Below are 19,165 nucleotides of genomic sequence, written 5' to 3' on the forward strand. Positions count from 1 at the left end.
TCCTGTTTTATACAGCTTTATTTAATTTTAAAAGGCTTAAGACTCTTTTATTTCCATGCCCCCATGATAGCCCCAATTAAAGCCATACCAACACTGCTGCAGCCGATGTGGATTAAAAAATGCCTTAAGGCTTTGCTTTCAAAGGCATAATTAGGATATGCACCTGCTCCCACAAAAATTAAAGCCACAAAAATGCCAATCATGGCACCCTCTTGCCACCCAGAAATTGCTAAGACTGGATTATAGATAACCAGAGCCAATCCAAAAGAGAACACGAGCGCTGAGATTGTGCTCTTAATCATCGCAGGTGCTGGACTCTGGCCTTCGAGATCTTCAGGGGTGATCCCCATTTCTTCCATCCATGCCTTCCCAGCAACAGGACCATACCACAGTCCTCCCACAAACATATAGGCCAGCGCACCAACAAGAATAGCCAGCCAGTTAATGGCATCATAATTGAAAAATTCCATATTTCTCTCCCCTATTTAATGGAAGACATATGGTATCAGACTTTACAAAAGCTGCAACTTTCCGTGAGAAAGCTCGACAGTTGTGGTCATCTTCTTTGCCATAGCACGGTCGTGTGTGGCGATTAATGCGGCAACACCTGTCTTTTGAACAATCTCTAAAAGGGCTTCTAAAACACGCTCACTTGTATCTTCATCTAAGTTACCAGTTGGTTCATCTGCTAGAAGTAATTTGGGTTCGTGTACAAGCGCTCTGGCAATCGCAACCCTTTGCTGTTCACCGCCAGACAATTGAGCAGGTCTATGATCAAGCCGTTCGCCAAGTCCTACCTTCTGAAGCATGTCCGCAGCTTTTTCTCTCGCCGTCTTTGTTGCTTTATTTTGTATAAGTAGGGGCATCATGACATTTTCTAGTGCCGTAAAGTCTGGCAGAAGGTGATGAAATTGATAAACAAATCCCAACTCTGTAGCGCGTATATCGGCTAGATTTTCTTTACTTTCTTGCTGAATTTCATGCCCGCTCAACATGATTTTCCCGCCGTCCGCTTGGTCCAACAGTCCTGCAATTTGTAAAAGCGTTGATTTTCCTGCCCCAGAATGCCCTACCAAGGCTGTAACCGTTCCTGATGCTAGAGATAAATCAATAGCCTTCAGAATTTCCAATGTTTTCCCTGCTTGGGTAAAGCTTTTATGTATCGCCTTCAATTCTAAGATAGATGTCATGGTCTTACTCCGATCTTAAAATGCTAATGGGATTTGTCTTTGCAGCACGAAGAGCAGGCGGAATTGTAGCAATGAAAGATAAGAATAATGCGGAAGAGATCGTGAAAACCACTTCTTCCCATACAACAACAGCTCGCATGTTACTAATGAACCGCACACTTGGATCCCACAAATTGAGTCCCAACATTTGCTCAATTCCTGATTTAATTGAATCGAGATTTGAAATAATGATAGACGCAAGCCCAACACCAGCAAGAATGCCCACCCCGCCGACGCAGAGACCTATAATGATAAAGACTTTCAGAATACTGCCTCTCTTTGCACCCATCGTGCGTAAGATTGCTATATCAGAAGCCTTATCCTTCACAAGCATAAAGAGACTAGAGGATATATTAAAGACGGCCACCACAATAATCATCATCACCACGAGAAACATAGCGACGCGCTCTGTATTTAACGCTCCAACAATTGAACTATTAAATTCAAGCCAGTGAGTCACATAAGCCCTGTTTCCAACGATATTTTGAATATCCTCCTTTAGAAGAGGAACCTCCTCAGGGTTCTCTACAAATAATTCAATTGTAGTGACTTGATCCTGCATGCTGAAAAATCGCTGCGCAAGCCCGATCGGCATCCCTACAAAACTTTCATCAAACTGATAGACGCCTATTTCTACGACAGCCATCACAGGATAAGAGTTATATCTTAGTCGAGACCCGAAAGGGGTTGATTGCATGTTAGGCGAAACCATCGTAATGTCATCGCCCACCTTAACCCCAAGGTTTTTCGCCAGTTGATGACCAAGAACTAAGCCTTCAGCTTCTGGATCTTCAGGAAAAGCCCCTTCCAACAACTTAGAGAAGCCTAGTCCTTCAAGGCTAAATTTTTCTGGTGTATAGCCTCGTGCAATTGCGCCCCATCCTCGGCCATTTTGCATAAGCATAATTTGGCTTTCTGTGAAAGCTGTGGAGCGGATGATTTTATCGTGAATGTTTACCTCTTTTTCAAGCTGATCATAGTCTGTAATTTTACCGCCGTAGCCCTGAAGCAAAATATGACCATTATAGCCCAATACTTTATCGATAAGTTCCAAGCGGAATCCATTCATGACAGACATCACTGTAATCAGTGTTGCCACAGCCAATGCAATAGCGATAGACGCGATGATAGCGATAACTGAGAGAGAGCCTTCACCACCCCTGCTGAGCAAATATCTTTTTGATATTGCCCATTCAAACCGTGAAATCATAATAACTCCCTGCCCTTACTTAACTGAATTTAGTTAAAGCGTCCTGTGGCGTCATTTCAACTTTTTCGCCAGTTTTGCGATTCTTAACTTCAACTACGCCATTTTTAAGGCCGCGTGGACCAACAGCAATCTGCCAAGGCAAGCCAATCAAGTCCATTTGTGAAAACTTGGCCCCAGCGCCATTCTTTGTATCATCATAGAGCACTTCAATGCCTGCAGCCTCTAGCTGTGCATAAAGATCATCACAAAAGGCGACACAGTCATCGTTCTTACCGCCAAGATTGATCAGCCCAATTTTAAACGGAGCGACTGATTCTGGCCAGATAATACCATTCTCATCGTGGCTGGATTCGATAATCCCCCCTACCAGTCTTGAAACACCAACACCATATGAACCCATTTGAACATTGACAAGCTTTCCATCCGGTCCTTGCACTGAGGCTCCCATGGGGGCAGAATATTTATCTCCGAAGAAGAAAATATGTCCAACTTCAATGCCGCGGCCTTGAATGAGGTCAGAATCCGCTACATCACATGTCTCCGGATTATGAATTTCATCGGTAGCAGCATACATACTGGTCCAGGTATCGACGATTGATTGTCTCTCTTCAGCAGAATGCGTTTCCACCATCGGGTCAAGATCTTCGAAGCCCTTATGGAAAAAGACTTCGCTCTCCCCTGTTTCTGCGATAACCAAAAATTCATGAGAAAGGTCGCCGCCAATAGGGCCCGTATCAGCACGCATGGGCATAGCCTTCAGCCCCATTCTTGCAAAGGTACGAAGATAAGCGGTGAACATGGCATTATAGCTATCACGACCAGCTTCTGCAGATACATCAAAGCTATAGGCATCTTTCATCAAAAATTCACGGCCGCGCATCACGCCAAACCTTGGACGAATTTCATCACGGAACTTCCACTGGATATGATATAGGTTTTTTGGCAAATCTTTATAAGACTTTACTTCATTAGAGAATATGTCCGTAATCAATTCTTCATTGGTTGGCCCGTAAAGAAGCTCAGCATCTTTACGGTCACTAATTCTCAACATTTCCTTGCCATAATCATCATAGCGTCCAGACTTTTTCCATAAGTCTGCACTTTGAATTGTCGGCATCAGAACTTCCAAGGCACCAGCTTTATTTTGTTCTTCACGAACGATATCTTCAATTTTTTTCAAAACACGCAAGCCAAGTGGCAACCAGGTATATATTCCAGATGCACTTTGTCTCACCATGCCTGCACGTAACATAAAGATATGAGATGCGATCTGTGCATCTGCAGGGGTTTCTTTTAAGGTAGGTAAAAAATAACGGCTGACACGCATTTTACTGTCTTTCTATTAATTCTCTAGCCCGCTTTTCGCAGGCCTGTCTATCTGAGCTTCTTTTGCCTTTAATAATGATTAAGCGCAACGCCATTTTTCATAAATTGCTCAAAAAACTGAGATTACGAAATATATCACTCCCAGAACTAAACTAAAATCCATTTATGTTGCTATTTAGTCACAAGAATTAGAAAGTTCATTTTCATGGTCATCATATAGTTTTTTTTACAGTGACAATAGCAGCTCTCTTACTTACTTTCATTTTCGCGCAGAGCGGAAAGAGTGCCCTCACAAAAGTGGCCCACGCTCAGGGAGGAAACCATGCGCTGAGCCAATTACTGCTGAGGATATCAGGGGGACAGTAATAAAAATTTGGGCTCGACATTAAAAAGCTGGACGCATCAGGGGCGTCCAGCTTTTTTGCTTTTCAGCGTTTATGTTCAGTTATTCAGGGCGTACCTGAATAAAACCAATCCCTTCTAGATAGACAAAAAGGGCCGTAAGGAAAAACGCAGTCACTGAAGTGATAATAATTTTCTTTTTTAGTGATGCGTTAGCAGGGGCACCAGGATCCGTACCCGCGACACGCTCATCTTTTGCTTCAGCCTGATTTTGAACGCCAATAGATAACACAGGTAAGAAAACTACCCACCAGATAACAACATAAACCAAAATCTTTGTAATAAGTGCCATGGCAGCCTCCTATACCTGTTCAATTTCAACGAGAGTACCAAAGAAGTCCTTAGGGTGTAAAAAAAGTACCGGCTTGCCGTGAGCTCCAATCTTTGGGTCTCCGTCGCCCAAGATGCGGGCGCCGTCTTCGACTAATTTATCCCGAGCGGCCAAAATATCGTCTACTTCATAGCAAATATGATGCATACCACCTGAAGGGTTTTTTGCCAAAAATCCTGCAATTGGTGATGAGTCTCCATAGGGATGAAGTAGCTCCACTTTGCTATTTGGTAAGTTAACAAATACAGTCGTAACACCATGATCTGGAAGATCAACAGCCTCAGAAACATCAGCACCCATTGTGTTTTTATACCGAGCGGCAGCTTCGGCTAAATCTGGAACAACAATAGCGATGTGATTTATATTTCCAATCATGTCAGGCCCCTTACTTTAAATCTAATTCTTGTTCACGCACGATCACAACATCGACCGTTGGATTACGTCCAAGTTCAGAGCGCGTGAGACGGCGGACGGCAATTCGGACTCCGTCATGGATCGCCTTATCTTTTTGTCTTTCTTTACGGCTCAAGCGCTCATACCCCTCTTCGGCAGCATCAATCAAATCGTAATAAAAGTCATCCTCATCAAATTTTGGAATGCCATTCGCTGTGATAACGGGCTCTGAGGCCAGTTGACCATCTCGCCTGATAACGACAACAATAGTCATTTGACCCTGCTGTGAAATCCTGCGGCGCTGAGCAACACTAGGAGCATCAAAGTCTACCACTTGCGTTCCATCAAGAACTAGTACACCTATGGGGGCTTCGTCAATAACAACAGGGCCCTCGTCGGTGATCTCAATAATTTGCCCATTCTTTGGTGCAATAGATTTCTTAACCCCCTGCTCCAATGCGAATTCTGCGTGCTTAATGAGGTGGCGAGCTTCCCCGTGAACAGGTATCGCAAATTTCGGTCTCACCCATTCATACATAGCTTTCAGGTCTGGTTGCCCCGGATGCCCCGAAACATGGACAAAGTCGTCTTTCTCGGTAATCACATTAACTTTTTTCTTGACCAAATTGTTAATCAAACGGAACAGGGTAAGTTCATTACCGGGTATGATTTTGCTTGAAAAGATAACCGTATCCCCAGGAACCAAAGAGACATCTCTGTGCTCATCTTTAGCGATGCGCGCAAGGGCAGCCCTACTCTCACCTTGGCAGCCCGTACAAACGATGAGAACTTTATTCTTAGGAAGATAATCAACCGCATCTACATCGACAAGCTTTGGAAAATCCTGTAAAAATCCTTTTGCACGCGCCACTTCATAAATCCGTTGCATCGAGCGGCCAAAGAGGCAGAGGTTTCTTCCTGTAGCCTTCGCTATTGCCCCCACAGCCTCTAGCCGAGCAACATTTGAAGCAAAAGTGGTAATCACAACCCGCCCTTCTGCTTTTCCAACAATTTTCAGTAAATTTTCTTGCACATCCTTTTCAGACCCACTGGTCTCGGGATTAAAGACATTTGTACTGTCCCCTATCATCGCAAGAACACCTTGGTCTCCCAATGCTTTAAGGCGCGGAGATGGGCACGTTGGACCAATTAATGGCGCCTTATCTAGCTTCCAATCTCCCGTATGAAAGAGTACACCGCGGGATGTGGTAAGAGTTATACCATGGCCTTCCGCAATAGAATGGGCAAGTGGTACATATTCGACCTTGAAAGGCCCACAATCAAAGCTTTGAGACGGTACGACTTCAATGATTTCAACATCATCCACTAAGCCGTGTTCCCCTAACTTTCGCCTAATGAGCTCAGCTGTAAAGCCTGTGGTATAAATCGGACATTTGAACCGAGACCAAATATGAGGGATTGCGCCAATATGGTCTTCATGGCCATGGGTAACAATCAAGCCTACCAAAGCTTCTTGTTCGTCTTCAATGAAGGAAGGGTCTGGAAAAATCAAATCCACACCAGGCGTGTAGCTATCAGCGAAGCTCATGCCACAATCCACCATGAGCCATTTCCCTTTATGTCCATAAAGGTTTAGATTCATTCCAATTTCGCCGCTACCGCCAAGAGGTAAAAACAGCAACCGTTCATCATTTGGCTTCATATAGCCCATAGATAGTCTTTCTTTAAATGGATGATTTTTGATTTCGTTCAAAAATCATGCGTAGTCCCTGTAATGTTAAATCACTGGAGACAGTATCAATCAAATCAGTATGAGGACCAAAGATTGTTGCGAGTCCACCAGTCGCAATCACTTTCATATCCTCTGAATGTTCCTTCTTGAGCCGCGTCACGATCCCTTCGATCAAGCCTACATAGCCCCAGAAAACACCGGATTGCATAGCATCCAATGTGTTTTTCCCTGTCACACGCCCTGTCATTGGAGCTTCTACGGCAATATGCGGAAGTTTCGCAGCAGCCTGATGGAGTGCATGAAGGGATAAATTAATTCCAGGACAGATTACTCCCCCCAGATAGGCACCGCCTTCACCAACCACATCGAAAGTTGTTGCAGTTCCAAAATCTACAATAATGACAGGACCGCCGTATAGACCATCACCGGCTACAGCATTGACCAAGCGATCAGCGCCGACTTCGCGAGGGTTGTCTATTTCTATACTCACGCCCAAATCACAGCCTAAGCGTCCCACAACCAAGGGGTCGACTTTGAAAAATTTCTTACAAAGGCGCGTGAGAGGAAACTCGACAGGCGGTACAACCGTTGCAACAATGGCGCCTTCTATATCGGATGCTTTATGGCCATGGAAATCCATTAGCTGTGATAACCAGACCATATATTCCTCATATGTCCGTTGGTCACGCGTTGAAATTCGCCAGCGTTCTACAATTCTTGACCCTTCAATCAGAGCAAAAACTGTGTTCGTATTACCAGCATCAATTGTTAACAACATATTGGACCTCGTTAACTCTTATTCGGCGGAAAGACATCGCCAGCATATATACACTTTTCCCTGCCATCGTCCAGCATTACTATCAATCCCCCGTCAACGCCAAGACGCTGTATAACTCCTGTGAATGTTTCCGTTGCTGTGCGGATGAGGCGCTTTTGACCTAATCCCCACCCCACAGCTGACCAGGACGCATAAATAGCTTCATCTTGCTTGTTTATCCATTGCTGAAGATAAGCTTCACACTGCAGAGAGAGAAAACGCGTAAACTCTTTCACAGAGATCTCAATCCCTTTTTGTTTTAAACATACGGCATCAAACTTAGTTTCCTGGGGTGAATGAGTAAGATTAACTCCAATGCCAATGACAAGGTACTCAAGAGAATGATCTGCTTTCATCGCACTTTCAATGAGAACACCGCTAACCTTGCAACCGTCAATGAGGATGTCATTGGGCCATTTACATTGTATTGAGGACTCCCGAACTCCGCAATCAATAAGGGCGTCACGAATGGCAAGAGCCACGGCAAAAGGTAGTGCTGCGCAGTCACTTGCTTTCATTGAGGGCCTCAATAGGAGGCTACCAAAAAAATTCCCTTGATAAGAAGTCCACTGGCGACCTCTTCTTCCTCGGCCCGCTGACTGAGAGCCTGCAAGGATCCACAAAGGGCCCTTCTCCCCCTTTTGAGCAAGAGACGTTGCACACTCATTGGTACTGGATAGGGAAGAAAAAAAGAAAGCCTCAGTACCCGAAGGAACCAAGGCTGACCAATTTTCTTCTGCCGAATTAAGCATCAATTTTTAGCTAAACACACCTGCAGCCCAAGCAGCGGCTGAAGCAAGCGACCCAATAAGAACAAAACTTACAGGAGAATTAACCACCGCTGTGACACCAATTACAGCTGATAGGGCTGATGATTGTGTTGCATCAAATGGCTCTGCAGCATCATCAAAGAACATAACCTTAATAATGCGAAGGTAATAATAGGCACTTACAACAGAAGTCAGAACAGCAATCACAGCCACAGTAATCAGATTAGCATTCACTGCTGCAAGAATAACTTCCCATTTACCGAAAAAGCCAGCCAAACCTGGAATTCCTGCAAGAGAGAACATAAAGATTGCAAGAGCAACTGCCATAGGCAAATTATTTTTAGAGAGGCCCGCAAGGTCATCGATACTCTCAACCATTTTACCACCGCGGCGCATTGTCAAAATAACAGCGAAAGCCCCTAAAGTCATAGTGGTGTATATTGCACCATAAATCAACAAAGCCTGTATACCGCCTGCAGCAGCACCGGCTGCAAGGCCAACAAGAGCATATCCAGCATGTCCAATAGAGGAATAAGCCATCAGGCGCTTGATGTTAGACTGCATGAGTGCCACAAAAGCACCCACAAGCATAGAAGCCACTGAGATAAAGATTACAACTTGAGACCACTGTGTCGAAGCATCTGGGAAAGCCCCATACATGGCACGAACAAAAAGAGCAAGAGCTGCGACCTTAGGTGCCGCAGCGAAAAAGGCTGTGACAGGGGTTGGAGCACCCTCATAGACATCAGGTGTCCACATGTGGAAGGGAACAGCAGAAACTTTAAACGCAAGACCCGCAAGCAAGAAGACGAGACCAACAATTAAGCCGATATTAGTTCCAGCTTCCTTTGAAGCCAATGCAACTGTATCAAAATCTGTACTGCCTGCAAAGCCATAGATAAAGCTGATACCGTATAGAAGCATGCCTGATGATAAGGCCCCAAGAACAAAATATTTTAGGCCCGCCTCAGTTGAGCGTTGACGGTCTCGGTTAATAGCCGCCAAAACATAGAGGGCAAGAGATTGTAATTCCAAGCCTACATAAAGCGTGAGGAAATTATTTGACGACACCATTAGGAACATGCCCAAGGTAGCCAAGACGATCAGCACAGGATATTCAAAGCGTTTAATGCCCATATCCTTTAAGAACGGTCCTGACATTAAAATCGCAATTAACGACCCAACAAGCATGACTGTTTTTGTAAAGATGGCAAAGGAATCTGTGATGAACAGATTATTGAAAGCCAAGGTTTTCTCAGCAGCCCCTTCATTGATGGTAATGAAACCAACAACAGCCAACAGGAGAATAGAAATTAGGGCAACTCGGTCAAAAGCTGCTTCTTTATCCTTAGTAAAGACACCGATCATTAAGAGTGCCATCGCCCCAATTGCCAAGATAAGCTCTGGCAGTGCAGCGGTAAGGTTTTGAAGTTCAGTCATCTAAACTCTCTCCTACTTAGCCGCAGTCGCAGCAGCTTTTTTATCACTCTTAGTCTGAGCTTTAGCTGCCTCAATCGCTGGCGTTAGTCTGGTTTCAATCAAATTATTTACACTGGCCTGCATGGGCTCTGTGAACGAAGATGGATAAACACCCATCCAAAGAACAACAGCCACTAGGGGCGCAAAGATCACCTTCTCACGGGTGGTCAAATCAATCATCTTCTTATTATCTTCATGAACAAGTTCACCGAAGACAACTCTAAGGACAAGGTAAAGCATATAGCCCGCACCTAAGATCACACCTGTTGCTGCTCCAAAAGCCAACCAGCTTGAATATTGATATGCCCCAAGTAGAACCATGAATTCACCAACGAATCCTGATGTTCCTGGTAGGCCAATCGACGCCATTGAGAAGAAGACCATGAGGACAGCAAAAAGCTTCATGTTATTAGCAAGACCTTGGTAGCGAACGATTTCCCGAGTATGTAAGCGATCATAGATAACCCCTACACAGAGGAAAAGTGCGCCGGATACAATACCGTGAGATAGCATCTGGAAGATAGATCCTACAATTCCAGCATTGTTAAAGACGAAAATACCGATTGTCACAAAGCCCATATGCGCCACAGATGAGTAGGCAATCAGCTTTTTAATGTCTTCTTGAACAAGCGCAACAAGAGATGTGTAGATCACAGCAATGACCGAGAGCCAAAAGACAAAATCTGCAAAATAGACCGATGCATCTGGAAACATAGGAAGGCTAAATCGCAAGAAACCGTAACCACCCATTTTCAATAAAACACCCGCAAGGATTACGGACCCTGCTGTCGGCGCTTGAACGTGGGCATCAGGTAACCATGTATGGACAGGCCACATAGGCATTTTCACAGCAAAAGAAGCGAAGAATGCCAACCAGAGCCATTTTTGAATATCTGCATCAAAGTTATAGCTCATTAGAGTTGGTATATCAGTCGTCCCTGTCTGCAAATACATATACATGACAGCAACAAGCATCAATACTGAACCTAAAAGAGTATAGAGAAAGAATTTATAGGAAGCATATATTCTATTTACACCACCCCAAACACCAATGATTAAGAACATTGGAATGAGGCCAGCCTCAAAGAAGATATAAAATGTGAATATATCAAGAGCGATAAAGACACCAAACATGAGCGCTTCTAACAAGAGAAAGGCAATCATATATTCTTTGACCCGTGTATTAATGACTTTCAAACTACAGCCGATAACAAAAGGCATCAGAAAAGCTGAAAGTACAACAAACAGCATGGAAATTCCATCAACCCCAACGCGGTAGTTGAAAGGTCCATACCATTCTGCACTATCCACAAACTGGAAGCCAGCTTGAGAATTATCAAAAAGAGCCCATAAAAGAATAGACAGGACAAAGGCAACCAACGTTGTCAGCATGGCGACGGCGCGGATGTTGCGGTTCTCAATCTCTTTATCTTCATGTTTGATAAAGAGCATCACAAGAACGCCTACCACGGGCACAGCCAGCATCAACGATAATAAATGTTGTTCAATAAGTACCATAATTAAGTTCCTCTACCCCTAGTGGCCTGCAGATGAGCTAACGAAGTATGTAACGACAAGCGCCACACCAACAAGCATCACAAAGGCGTAATGATACAAATAACCGGTTTGGAGTTTGCGAACCTGAGCCGCAATTCCTGCGATTGCTGATGACACACCATTCGGTCCAAAACCATCAATGGTATCTTCATCACCGCGTTTCCAGAAGAAACGGCCAATCCACATAGATGGACGAATAAAGATTAAGTCGTAGAGCTCATCCCAATACCATTTGTTGAGAAGGAAGGCATAAAGCCCGTCGTGCAACTCTGCGGTTCTCTGAGGCAATGTCCCTGAGAGACGATCGCTTGCTCTGAGCGCACCGTAGAAGACAATGACCAAAGCAAAAGCAGAGAAGTAGAAAACATAGGTCAAATGCGCTGTAAAGGACCATATAGACAGTGCCAGAAGGCCAACTGTACCACCCCAGGCAGCTGCTTTCGGCAGCTCAAGGCGCGGCGTATAGAAAACAAGTGCGAGGAAAAGCCCAAAGATCATCGCAAAAAATGGTGCTTTCTGCGCTGCCATTGGAATGGCATAGGCCGCGTCCATCACGTCGCCTTTTGCTGTCACTAAAGCCCCATTCCAAAAGGCTTCACGGGCTTCGCCGACAAATTGAGGGGCAAAATACCACCCTGCAAACAGAGCGCCGATTGCAAGAATTAAAAGTGGAAGTTTCATGACCAGAGGGCCTTCATGGGCATGATCATATGTATGCTTGTCCGCGCGTGTTTTCCCAAAGAAAGTAAGGAAAGCCAGGCGCCAGCTATAAAAACTAGTCATGAATGCTGCAAAGACAGTCAGGACGAAGGCAAACTGTCCACCGGCTGTTTCTGTTGCAAATGCAGAGAAAATGATCAGGTCTTTAGAGAAATAGCCTGAAAGCAATGGGAAACCAGTAATGGCAAGAGTACCAATAAGCATTACAGTTGCTGTGAAAGGAATTTTCTTCCAGAGCCCGCCCATATTGCGCATGTCTTGCTCGTGATGCATGGCATGAATAACAGACCCTGCACCCAAGAAGAGTAATGCTTTAAAGAAGGCGTGTGTAAACAAGTGGAAGATCCCTGCACCAAAGGCGCCCACGCCCAGAGCCACAAACATATAGCCAAGCTGCGAACATGTCGAATAAGCAATCACACGTTTAATGTCATTTTGAACGAGACCAACAGAGGCTGCAAAGAGAGCCGTCATCGCGCCGACAATCGTCACAAGATACATTGCGTCTGGTGAATAAGCAAAGACTGGGCTAAAGCGGGCCACAAGGAAAACGCCTGCTGTTACCATGGTCGCTGCGTGAATAAGCGCTGACACAGGTGTCGGGCCTTCCATGGCATCAGGGAGCCAAGTATGCAACCCAAGCTGAGCTGATTTACCCATAGCGCCAACAAACAGCAAGATACAGATAATCGTAATCGCATTTAGATCGTACCCAAGGAACGATAATGTCGCCTCTTGATACTGACCAATATTTGCAAAGATATCATCAAAGACAACTGAACCTGTTAAGACAAAGACAGCGTAGATGCCAAGGGAAAATCCAAAGTCACCCACACGGTTCACGACAAAAGCCTTAATCGCCGCCGCATTCGCTGATGGTTTCTTGAACCAGAAACCGATCAACAGATAGGAAGCCAAGCCTACACCTTCCCAGCCAAAGAACATTTGAACCAAGTTATCAGCTGTGACAAGCATCAACATCGCAAAAGTGAAGAGCGAAAGATACGCAAAGAAACGAGGCTTATGCGGATCCTCTTCCATATAAGATATAGAATACATATGCACTAAGGAAGAAACCGTATTGACAACAACCAGCATAACACCGGTGAGCATGTCGATTTTAAAAGACCAGTTAAACTGAAGGTCTCCAGAAGAGACCCAAGTCAACACATGTACAATCTCTTTATGACCATTCATAATCTGAGTGAAAGCAACCCATGAAAGAACTGCAGAGACAATCAACAAACCTGTTGTGACATATTGGCTTGCTTTATCGCCGATCTGGCGACCAAAACAACCTGCAATCAAGAATCCGATAAGCGGAAGGAATACAATAGCTTTATACAACATAGTCCTGCCTAGCCTTTCATTTGGTTAATATCTTCCACCGCAATAGAACCGCGGTTACGGAAGTAAATAACAAGGATCGCTAACCCGATTGCAGCTTCAGCAGCAGCAACAGTCAGGATAAACATTGCAAAAATTTGACCCACAAGATCTCCTTGATAAGAAGAAAAGGCCACGAGGTTAATATTCACTGCTAACAGCATAAGCTCTACAGACATAAGGATAATGATCACATTCTTTCGGTTAAGAAAAATACCGAAAATCCCAAAGACAAAGAGAATAGCCCCTACAGCTAGATAGTGTGCAAGAGTAATTTCCATCATCACTACCTCCTATTCTTTACCAGCGATAGGGCCAGTGACGCCCTCGCCTGATTTTACATCAACAAGTTTGAAGGCGTCTTCTGGGCGACGTCGAACCTGTGAATTAATATTTTGTTTCTTCACACCTGTTCTTGTTCTCAGCGTGAGAACAATTGCACCAATCATCGCAACAAGTAAGATCATGCCCGATGCTTGGAAAATCAACAGATAGTCTGTGTAGATAAGGTTACCAAGAGCTTCCGTATTAGGAATATCTGACATTTTTGCGTCCAAATTCTTCTCAGAATTGGGTGCGAAATGCCATGTACCAATGATCACAATCAGCTCAACCAACATGATCAAGCCGATAATAGCTCCGTAAGGTAGATACTGGAGGAACCCTTGGCGAAGCTCAACAAAGTTAATATCAAGCATCATCACTACAAAGAGGAAGAGAACAGCAACAGCGCCCACATATACAATGATTAACAGCATTGCTAGGAATTCAGCACCCAACAATACAAAAAGTGCAGCCGCACTAAAGAATGCCAAAATGAGCCACATAACCGAGTGCACTGGGTTTCTGGCCGAAATAACCAGCACACCCGATGCCACTGTCACAAAGGCAAAGAGATAAAAAGCAAGGCTAGCTACAGGAATATCAAATATCATCTGTCAAATCCTTAGCGGTAAGGTGCATCAGCGGCAAGGTTCGCAGCGATTTCTCGCTCCCAACGTTCACCGTTTTCAAGCAGCTTTTCTTTATTATACATAAGCTCTGCGCGTGTCTCTGTCGCGAATTCAAAATTCGGTCCTTCAACCACAGCATCCACAGGGCAAGCTTCCTGACAAAATCCACAATAGATACATTTTGTCATGTCGATATCATATTTAGTCGTACGACGGGATCCATCTTCACGAGGCTCAGCTTCGATTGTGATGGCTTGCGCCGGACAGATCGCCTCACATAATTTACAAGCAATACAGCGTTCTTCACCATTTGGGTAACGACGCAGTGCATGCTCCCCCCGAAACCGTGGGCTGAGAGGCCCTTTCTCATAGGGATAATTGATGGTAGCCTTCGGAGCGAAAAAATATTTCATAGACAGAAATACGGCACCCACGAATTCTAAAAGGAAGAGGCTCTTAATAAATTGCATCATCGTCCTTATCCTTTCACCGGCAGCATATCGCCGTAAACAAGAATGGCACTATAGAAAATCACAAAGAATAGTGAGAGAGGTAGAAAGACTTTCCAACCCAATCGCATCAGCTGATCATAACGATAGCGTGGTACAAATGCTTTAACGAGAGCAAATAGGAAGAAACCAAAAGCCGTTTTACCCAGAAGCCAGATCCATCCAGGAATAAAATCCAAAGCAGGAATGATTGGATCCCAGCCTCCCAGGAAGAGAATAGCCATCACAGCACTCATCAATAGAATATTCGCATATTCCCCAAGGAAGAACAGTGCAAAAGCCATCGATGAATATTCAACCTGATATCCAGCAACCAATTCCGCTTCTGCTTCTGGTAAGTCAAAGGGAGGCCTATTTGTCTCTGCTAAGGCAGAAATAAAGAAGATCACATAAATTGGGAAGAAAGCCCACATATGCCAATTCCAGATGCCACCCTCTTGAGCGATCACAACATCTGCTAGGTTCAGAGAGCCTACTTTTAGAAGCACACAGATCAATACGAAACCAATCGATACTTCGTATGAGACCATTTGTGCCGCAGATCTAAGGCCACCGAGGAAAGCATAGCGTGAATTTGATGCCCAACCCGACATGATAATGCCGTAAACCCCTAAAGATGAGATCGCAAGGATATAAAGAATTCCAACATTAAGGTTGGAAATGGCAACAACGACTCCGTCATCAGTCATATCCCATGGAATGACAGCCCAACCAACCATCGCTAGAACGAAAGTAATCATAGGCGCCATTAAGAAAATGACCTTGTTAGCCCCTGCTGGAATGACAGTTTCCTTCAAAAACAGTTTAAAACCATCTGCAAAAGACTGAAGCAAGCCAAACGGCCCAACAACGTTAGGGCCTCGGCGCATTTGAACCGCGGCCCAAATCTTACGATCGAAGTAAACCGAGAAAGCGACTGCTAAAAGAAGAGGCAGGACAATGGCAAGAATGGATGCCACAATCGCGAACAAGTAGGTAAAACTACCGCCCCCCGTTAATTCAGCAAAAAAGCTATTAATTATCTCAACCATATTATTCCGCAGCCTCCTGAGCTTCAGTCTCACGAGCCGTTACACAGTCCGCCATAATGTCGGAAGCTCTCGCAATTGGATTTGTGAGGTAATAGTTGTCGACATAAGTGGTAATGCCGTTTTGAGAAATAGGTCCTTTGGTGCCAAAATCACCCCAAGCATTGTCATGCAGGGCATCAATTTGGGCTGTGGCAGGAACAGCTTTTTCAAGCTTCGCGCGCAATTGACCCAAATTGTTATACGGCAATGTGTCGCCTACCACATCAGACAGAGCCCTTAAGATTGTCCAGTCTTCACGAGCATCACCAGGCGCTGCGACCGCTTTGGCTGTGCGTTGTACACGGCCTTCAGTATTCGCGTAAGTTCCTGATTTTTCAGTATAAGATGCTGATGGCAGGATAACATTAGCATGTTTAACACCCTCATCACCATGGGTTCCTATATAGACTGTAAAGACATCTTTGAATGACGCTGTATCGAAATCGTCAGCTCCAAGGTTAAAGACAGCTTTCGTTTTTCCTGCCTGAGCATCGTTCAAAAGAGCATCCATGCCGCCTTTTGTTGTGAGACCAAGATCCAACGCACCAACACGACTGGCTGCTGTATGAAGCATATTAAAGCCGTTCCAATCATCGCGCACGCAATAAGTATCGGCGATATCACGGGCTGCTTTCAATACAGCTGAACCGGCTTCCCCTTGCAGGGCCGCTTGGCCGACAAGGATCATTGGCTTCTTTGCGTCTTTCAGTGTTTTAGCATAAGCATGAGAGCCGTCAGCAATCGCCGCAAGAATTGACGCATCGTCACCAAGTTCATCAACAGCATAGGTTAAATCAGTCGCAGACCCTACGTTTGCAACTTTCAGGCCCAAATGACGTACAGCCTTTCTAATTCTGCTATTCATCACAGAAGCTTCGAGGCGCGGGTTTGAACCAACGATCAGAAGAACATCTGCTTCCTCTATACCGTAGATACCACTATTCATCACGTATCCACCACGAACGCTGCCATCAATTGCAGCACCGTCTACACGGCTTTCTATCTGTTTTGAACCAAGAGACGCGAGCAAATCCTTCAGAGCGAGCATGCTCTCCATATCTGCAAGATCACCGACAACGCCAGCAATTTCTTTACCATCGAGACCTTTGAGACCTTTTTTGATGGCTTTAAAGGCATCTGCCCATGACGCTTCAACAAGTTTTTTATTCTTCCGAATGTAAGGACGGTCTAAGCGCCGTTTTTTCAACCCATCATAGACATAGCGTGTCTTGTCAGAAATCCATTCTTCATTCACATCTTCATGAAGTCGCGGTAAAATGCGCATTACAGAAGCCCCACGACTATCCACACGGATATTTGAGCCAAGAGCATCCATCACATCGATTGATTCAGTTTTAGTTAATTCCCATGACCGAGCCGTGAAAGCATAAGGCTTATTTGTTAAGGCCCCTACAGGACATAGATCAACCACGTTGCCAGAAAGTTCGCTGTCAAGTATCTGATTTAGGTATGTTGTCACCTCAGTATCTTCACCGCGCCATAGACTACCCATATCATCGACACCTGCAACTTCTGTTGAGAAGCGAACACAGCGCATACAGTGAATACAGCGTGTCATGGTCGTAGAAATGAGCGGTCCCATATCTTTTTCAGCAACAGCTCTCTTATTCTCATCATAGCGACTGTCCCCGCCACCAAAGGCAACGGATTGATCTTGGAGATCACATTCTCCGCCTTGGTCACAAATTGGGCAATCAAGCGGATGATTTAAGAGCAAGAATTCCATCACGCCTTCACGTGCTTTGGTCACAGTGTCCGTATTGGTATGGATAACCATGCCGTCGCCGGCTGGCATTGCACAACTGGCAATCGGCTTTGGAGCCTTTTCCATTTCAACAAGACACATCCGGCAGTTTCCTGCAATGGATAACCGTTCGTGATAACAGAAGCGAGGGACTTCAACGCCAGCAGCTTCGCAGGCTTGCAAAACTGTAGCACCGTTTTCTATTTCTACTTCTGTACCGTTAATCGTAAGCTTTGGCATTATTTTCTCCGCTCCGATCTATTCAGCTGCCATCTTCGCCTGATAGGCGTCGATACGAGCTTCTACTTCACTTCTGAAATGGCGCATCAGACCTTGTATAGGCCAAGCTGCAGCATCACCAAGTGCACAAATTGTATGTCCTTCGATCTGTTTCGTTACATCCAACAACATATCGATTTCTTCTTTCTCAGCACGTCCTTCGACTAAACGTTCCATCACGCGCCACATCCAACCTGTACCTTCTCGGCACGGTGTACATTGACCACATGATTCGTGTTTATAAAACTCAGAAAGGCGCGCAATTGCTTTCACAATGTCCGTAGACTTATTCATAACAATGACCGCAGCGGTCCCAAGCCCAGACTGAACTTCTTTTAAGCTATCAAAATCCATGCAGACCGTATCACAAATGTCCTTAGGCAACACAGGAACTGATGATCCGCCTGGAATAACAGCTAAAAGATTATCCCATCCGCCAATCACACCGCCTGCATGCTTTTCAATAAGCTCCTTAAGGGGAATGCCCATTTCTTCTTCAACATTACAAGGGTTATTCACATGGCCAGAAATACAGAAAACTTTCGTCCCCGTATTATTGGGCTTCCCAATTCCTGAGAACCAATCGGCACCGCGACGCAAAATTGTTGGTACCACTGCAATTGATTCCACATTATTCACCGTTGTTGGGCGGCCCCATGCTCCTACATTCGCTGGAAAAGGAGGTTTAAGACGCGGTTGGCCTTTCTTTCCTTCGAGGCTTTCGATAAGAGCCGTTTCCTCGCCGCAAATATAGGCCCCTGCACCAGCATGAACATAGACATCAAAGTCATATCCTGTGCCACAGGCATTTTTACCGAGGAAGCCTTTGTCTCTTGCTTCTTCGATAGCTTTATTAAGCGCTTGCATTTCGCGGATAAATTCACCGCGGATATAAATATAGGCCGCCTTAGCACGCATCGCGAAACCAGCGATGAGACATCCTTCAATTAATTTATGAGGATCATGGCGCATCATATCTCTGTCTTTACAGGTCCCAGGCTCGCCCTCGTCCGCATTAACAACAAGATAGGAAGGATTTTCCGGAGAGCCATCCTTAGGCATGAAAGACCATTTCAACCCTGTTGGGAAGCCAGCACCGCCGCGCCCCCGCAGACCAGATGCCTTCATCTCATCGACAATCCAATCAATGCCTTTTTCAATAATCTCTTTAGTGCCATTCCAGTCACCACGCTTCATCGCCGCTTCTATACCTGGACTTTCTGCACCGTAAAGGTTTGTAAAGATGCGATCTTTATCTTGTAGCATTCTAAACTCC

18 protein-coding genes are annotated in these 19,165 nt (G+C 45.0%); all 18 read right to left on the reverse strand.

Annotated elements, in window-relative coordinates; translation table 11 throughout:
* Positions 1 to 47: 47 nt before the first annotated feature.
* A complete protein-coding gene (locus tag QGN29_RS12620; RefSeq protein WP_310798230.1) occupies positions 48 to 470 on the reverse strand; it encodes a DUF1761 domain-containing protein in 423 nt (140 codons plus the stop codon).
* Positions 471 to 512: 42 nt separating this feature from the next.
* Positions 513 to 1,190 (reverse strand): ABC transporter ATP-binding protein, encoded by a 678-nt coding sequence (locus QGN29_RS12625; RefSeq protein ID WP_310798231.1) that lies wholly within the window; start codon positions 1,188 to 1,190, stop codon positions 513 to 515.
* 4 nt (positions 1,191 to 1,194) lie between these two features.
* Positions 1,195 to 2,439 (reverse strand): ABC transporter permease, encoded by a 1,245-nt coding sequence (locus tag QGN29_RS12630; RefSeq protein ID WP_310798232.1) that lies wholly within the window; start codon positions 2,437 to 2,439, stop codon positions 1,195 to 1,197.
* A gap of 19 nt (positions 2,440 to 2,458) precedes the next feature.
* Positions 2,459 to 3,766, reverse strand: coding sequence for a proline--tRNA ligase (proS, locus tag QGN29_RS12635; protein ID WP_310798233.1), 1,308 nt, complete (start codon positions 3,764 to 3,766; stop codon positions 2,459 to 2,461).
* Positions 3,767 to 4,210: 444 nt separating this feature from the next.
* The gene (locus tag QGN29_RS12640; protein ID WP_310798234.1) at positions 4,211 to 4,459 is read right to left on the reverse strand and encodes a DUF1467 family protein; all 249 of its coding nucleotides are present in this window, start codon (positions 4,457 to 4,459) and stop codon (positions 4,211 to 4,213) included.
* 9 nt (positions 4,460 to 4,468) lie between these two features.
* On the reverse strand, positions 4,469 to 4,873 hold the full coding sequence (gene mce / locus QGN29_RS12645) for a methylmalonyl-CoA epimerase (RefSeq protein WP_310798235.1): 405 nt from the start codon (positions 4,871 to 4,873) through the stop codon (positions 4,469 to 4,471).
* A 10-nt stretch (positions 4,874 to 4,883) separates the two neighbouring features.
* Complete coding sequence (locus tag QGN29_RS12650) at positions 4,884 to 6,563, reverse strand: ribonuclease J (protein ID WP_310798236.1); 1,680 nt, start codon at positions 6,561 to 6,563, stop codon at positions 4,884 to 4,886.
* Positions 6,564 to 6,576: 13 nt separating this feature from the next.
* Complete coding sequence (locus tag QGN29_RS12655; protein WP_310798237.1) at positions 6,577 to 7,362, reverse strand: type III pantothenate kinase; 786 nt, start codon at positions 7,360 to 7,362, stop codon at positions 6,577 to 6,579.
* A gap of 11 nt (positions 7,363 to 7,373) precedes the next feature.
* Positions 7,374 to 8,153 (reverse strand): biotin--[acetyl-CoA-carboxylase] ligase, encoded by a 780-nt coding sequence (locus tag QGN29_RS12660; RefSeq protein WP_310798238.1) that lies wholly within the window; start codon positions 8,151 to 8,153, stop codon positions 7,374 to 7,376.
* A gap of 6 nt (positions 8,154 to 8,159) precedes the next feature.
* A complete protein-coding gene (gene nuoN / locus QGN29_RS12665) occupies positions 8,160 to 9,611 on the reverse strand; it encodes an NADH-quinone oxidoreductase subunit NuoN (protein WP_310798239.1) in 1,452 nt (483 codons plus the stop codon).
* A 12-nt stretch (positions 9,612 to 9,623) separates the two neighbouring features.
* Positions 9,624 to 11,168 (reverse strand): NADH-quinone oxidoreductase subunit M, encoded by a 1,545-nt coding sequence (locus tag QGN29_RS12670; RefSeq protein ID WP_310798240.1) that lies wholly within the window; start codon positions 11,166 to 11,168, stop codon positions 9,624 to 9,626.
* A gap of 18 nt (positions 11,169 to 11,186) precedes the next feature.
* Positions 11,187 to 13,274, reverse strand: coding sequence for an NADH-quinone oxidoreductase subunit L (nuoL, locus tag QGN29_RS12675; RefSeq protein WP_445800657.1), 2,088 nt, complete (start codon positions 13,272 to 13,274; stop codon positions 11,187 to 11,189).
* Between the two features lie 11 nt (positions 13,275 to 13,285).
* Complete coding sequence (gene nuoK, locus QGN29_RS12680) at positions 13,286 to 13,597, reverse strand: NADH-quinone oxidoreductase subunit NuoK (protein ID WP_375164607.1); 312 nt, start codon at positions 13,595 to 13,597, stop codon at positions 13,286 to 13,288.
* 9 nt (positions 13,598 to 13,606) lie between these two features.
* Entirely contained in the window at positions 13,607 to 14,236 is a 630-nt protein-coding gene (locus QGN29_RS12685) for an NADH-quinone oxidoreductase subunit J (RefSeq protein ID WP_375164711.1), read from the reverse strand.
* Positions 14,237 to 14,259: 23 nt separating this feature from the next.
* Positions 14,260 to 14,739 (reverse strand): NADH-quinone oxidoreductase subunit NuoI, encoded by a 480-nt coding sequence (gene nuoI, locus QGN29_RS12690; RefSeq protein ID WP_310798243.1) that lies wholly within the window; start codon positions 14,737 to 14,739, stop codon positions 14,260 to 14,262.
* A gap of 5 nt (positions 14,740 to 14,744) precedes the next feature.
* Positions 14,745 to 15,806: an NADH-quinone oxidoreductase subunit NuoH gene (gene nuoH, locus QGN29_RS12695; RefSeq protein ID WP_310798244.1), complete on the reverse strand. Its 1,062-nt coding sequence runs from the start codon at positions 15,804 to 15,806 to the stop codon at positions 14,745 to 14,747.
* A gap of 1 nt (position 15,807) precedes the next feature.
* Positions 15,808 to 17,850: an NADH-quinone oxidoreductase subunit NuoG gene (nuoG, locus tag QGN29_RS12700; protein WP_310798245.1), complete on the reverse strand. Its 2,043-nt coding sequence runs from the start codon at positions 17,848 to 17,850 to the stop codon at positions 15,808 to 15,810.
* A gap of 18 nt (positions 17,851 to 17,868) precedes the next feature.
* Positions 17,869 to 19,155: an NADH-quinone oxidoreductase subunit NuoF gene (nuoF, locus tag QGN29_RS12705; RefSeq protein ID WP_310798246.1), complete on the reverse strand. Its 1,287-nt coding sequence runs from the start codon at positions 19,153 to 19,155 to the stop codon at positions 17,869 to 17,871.
* Positions 19,156 to 19,165 lie beyond the last annotated feature (10 nt).

This window comes from Temperatibacter marinus, assembly GCF_031598375.1.
GTDB classification, from domain to species: Bacteria; Pseudomonadota; Alphaproteobacteria; order Sphingomonadales; family Kordiimonadaceae; genus Temperatibacter; species Temperatibacter marinus.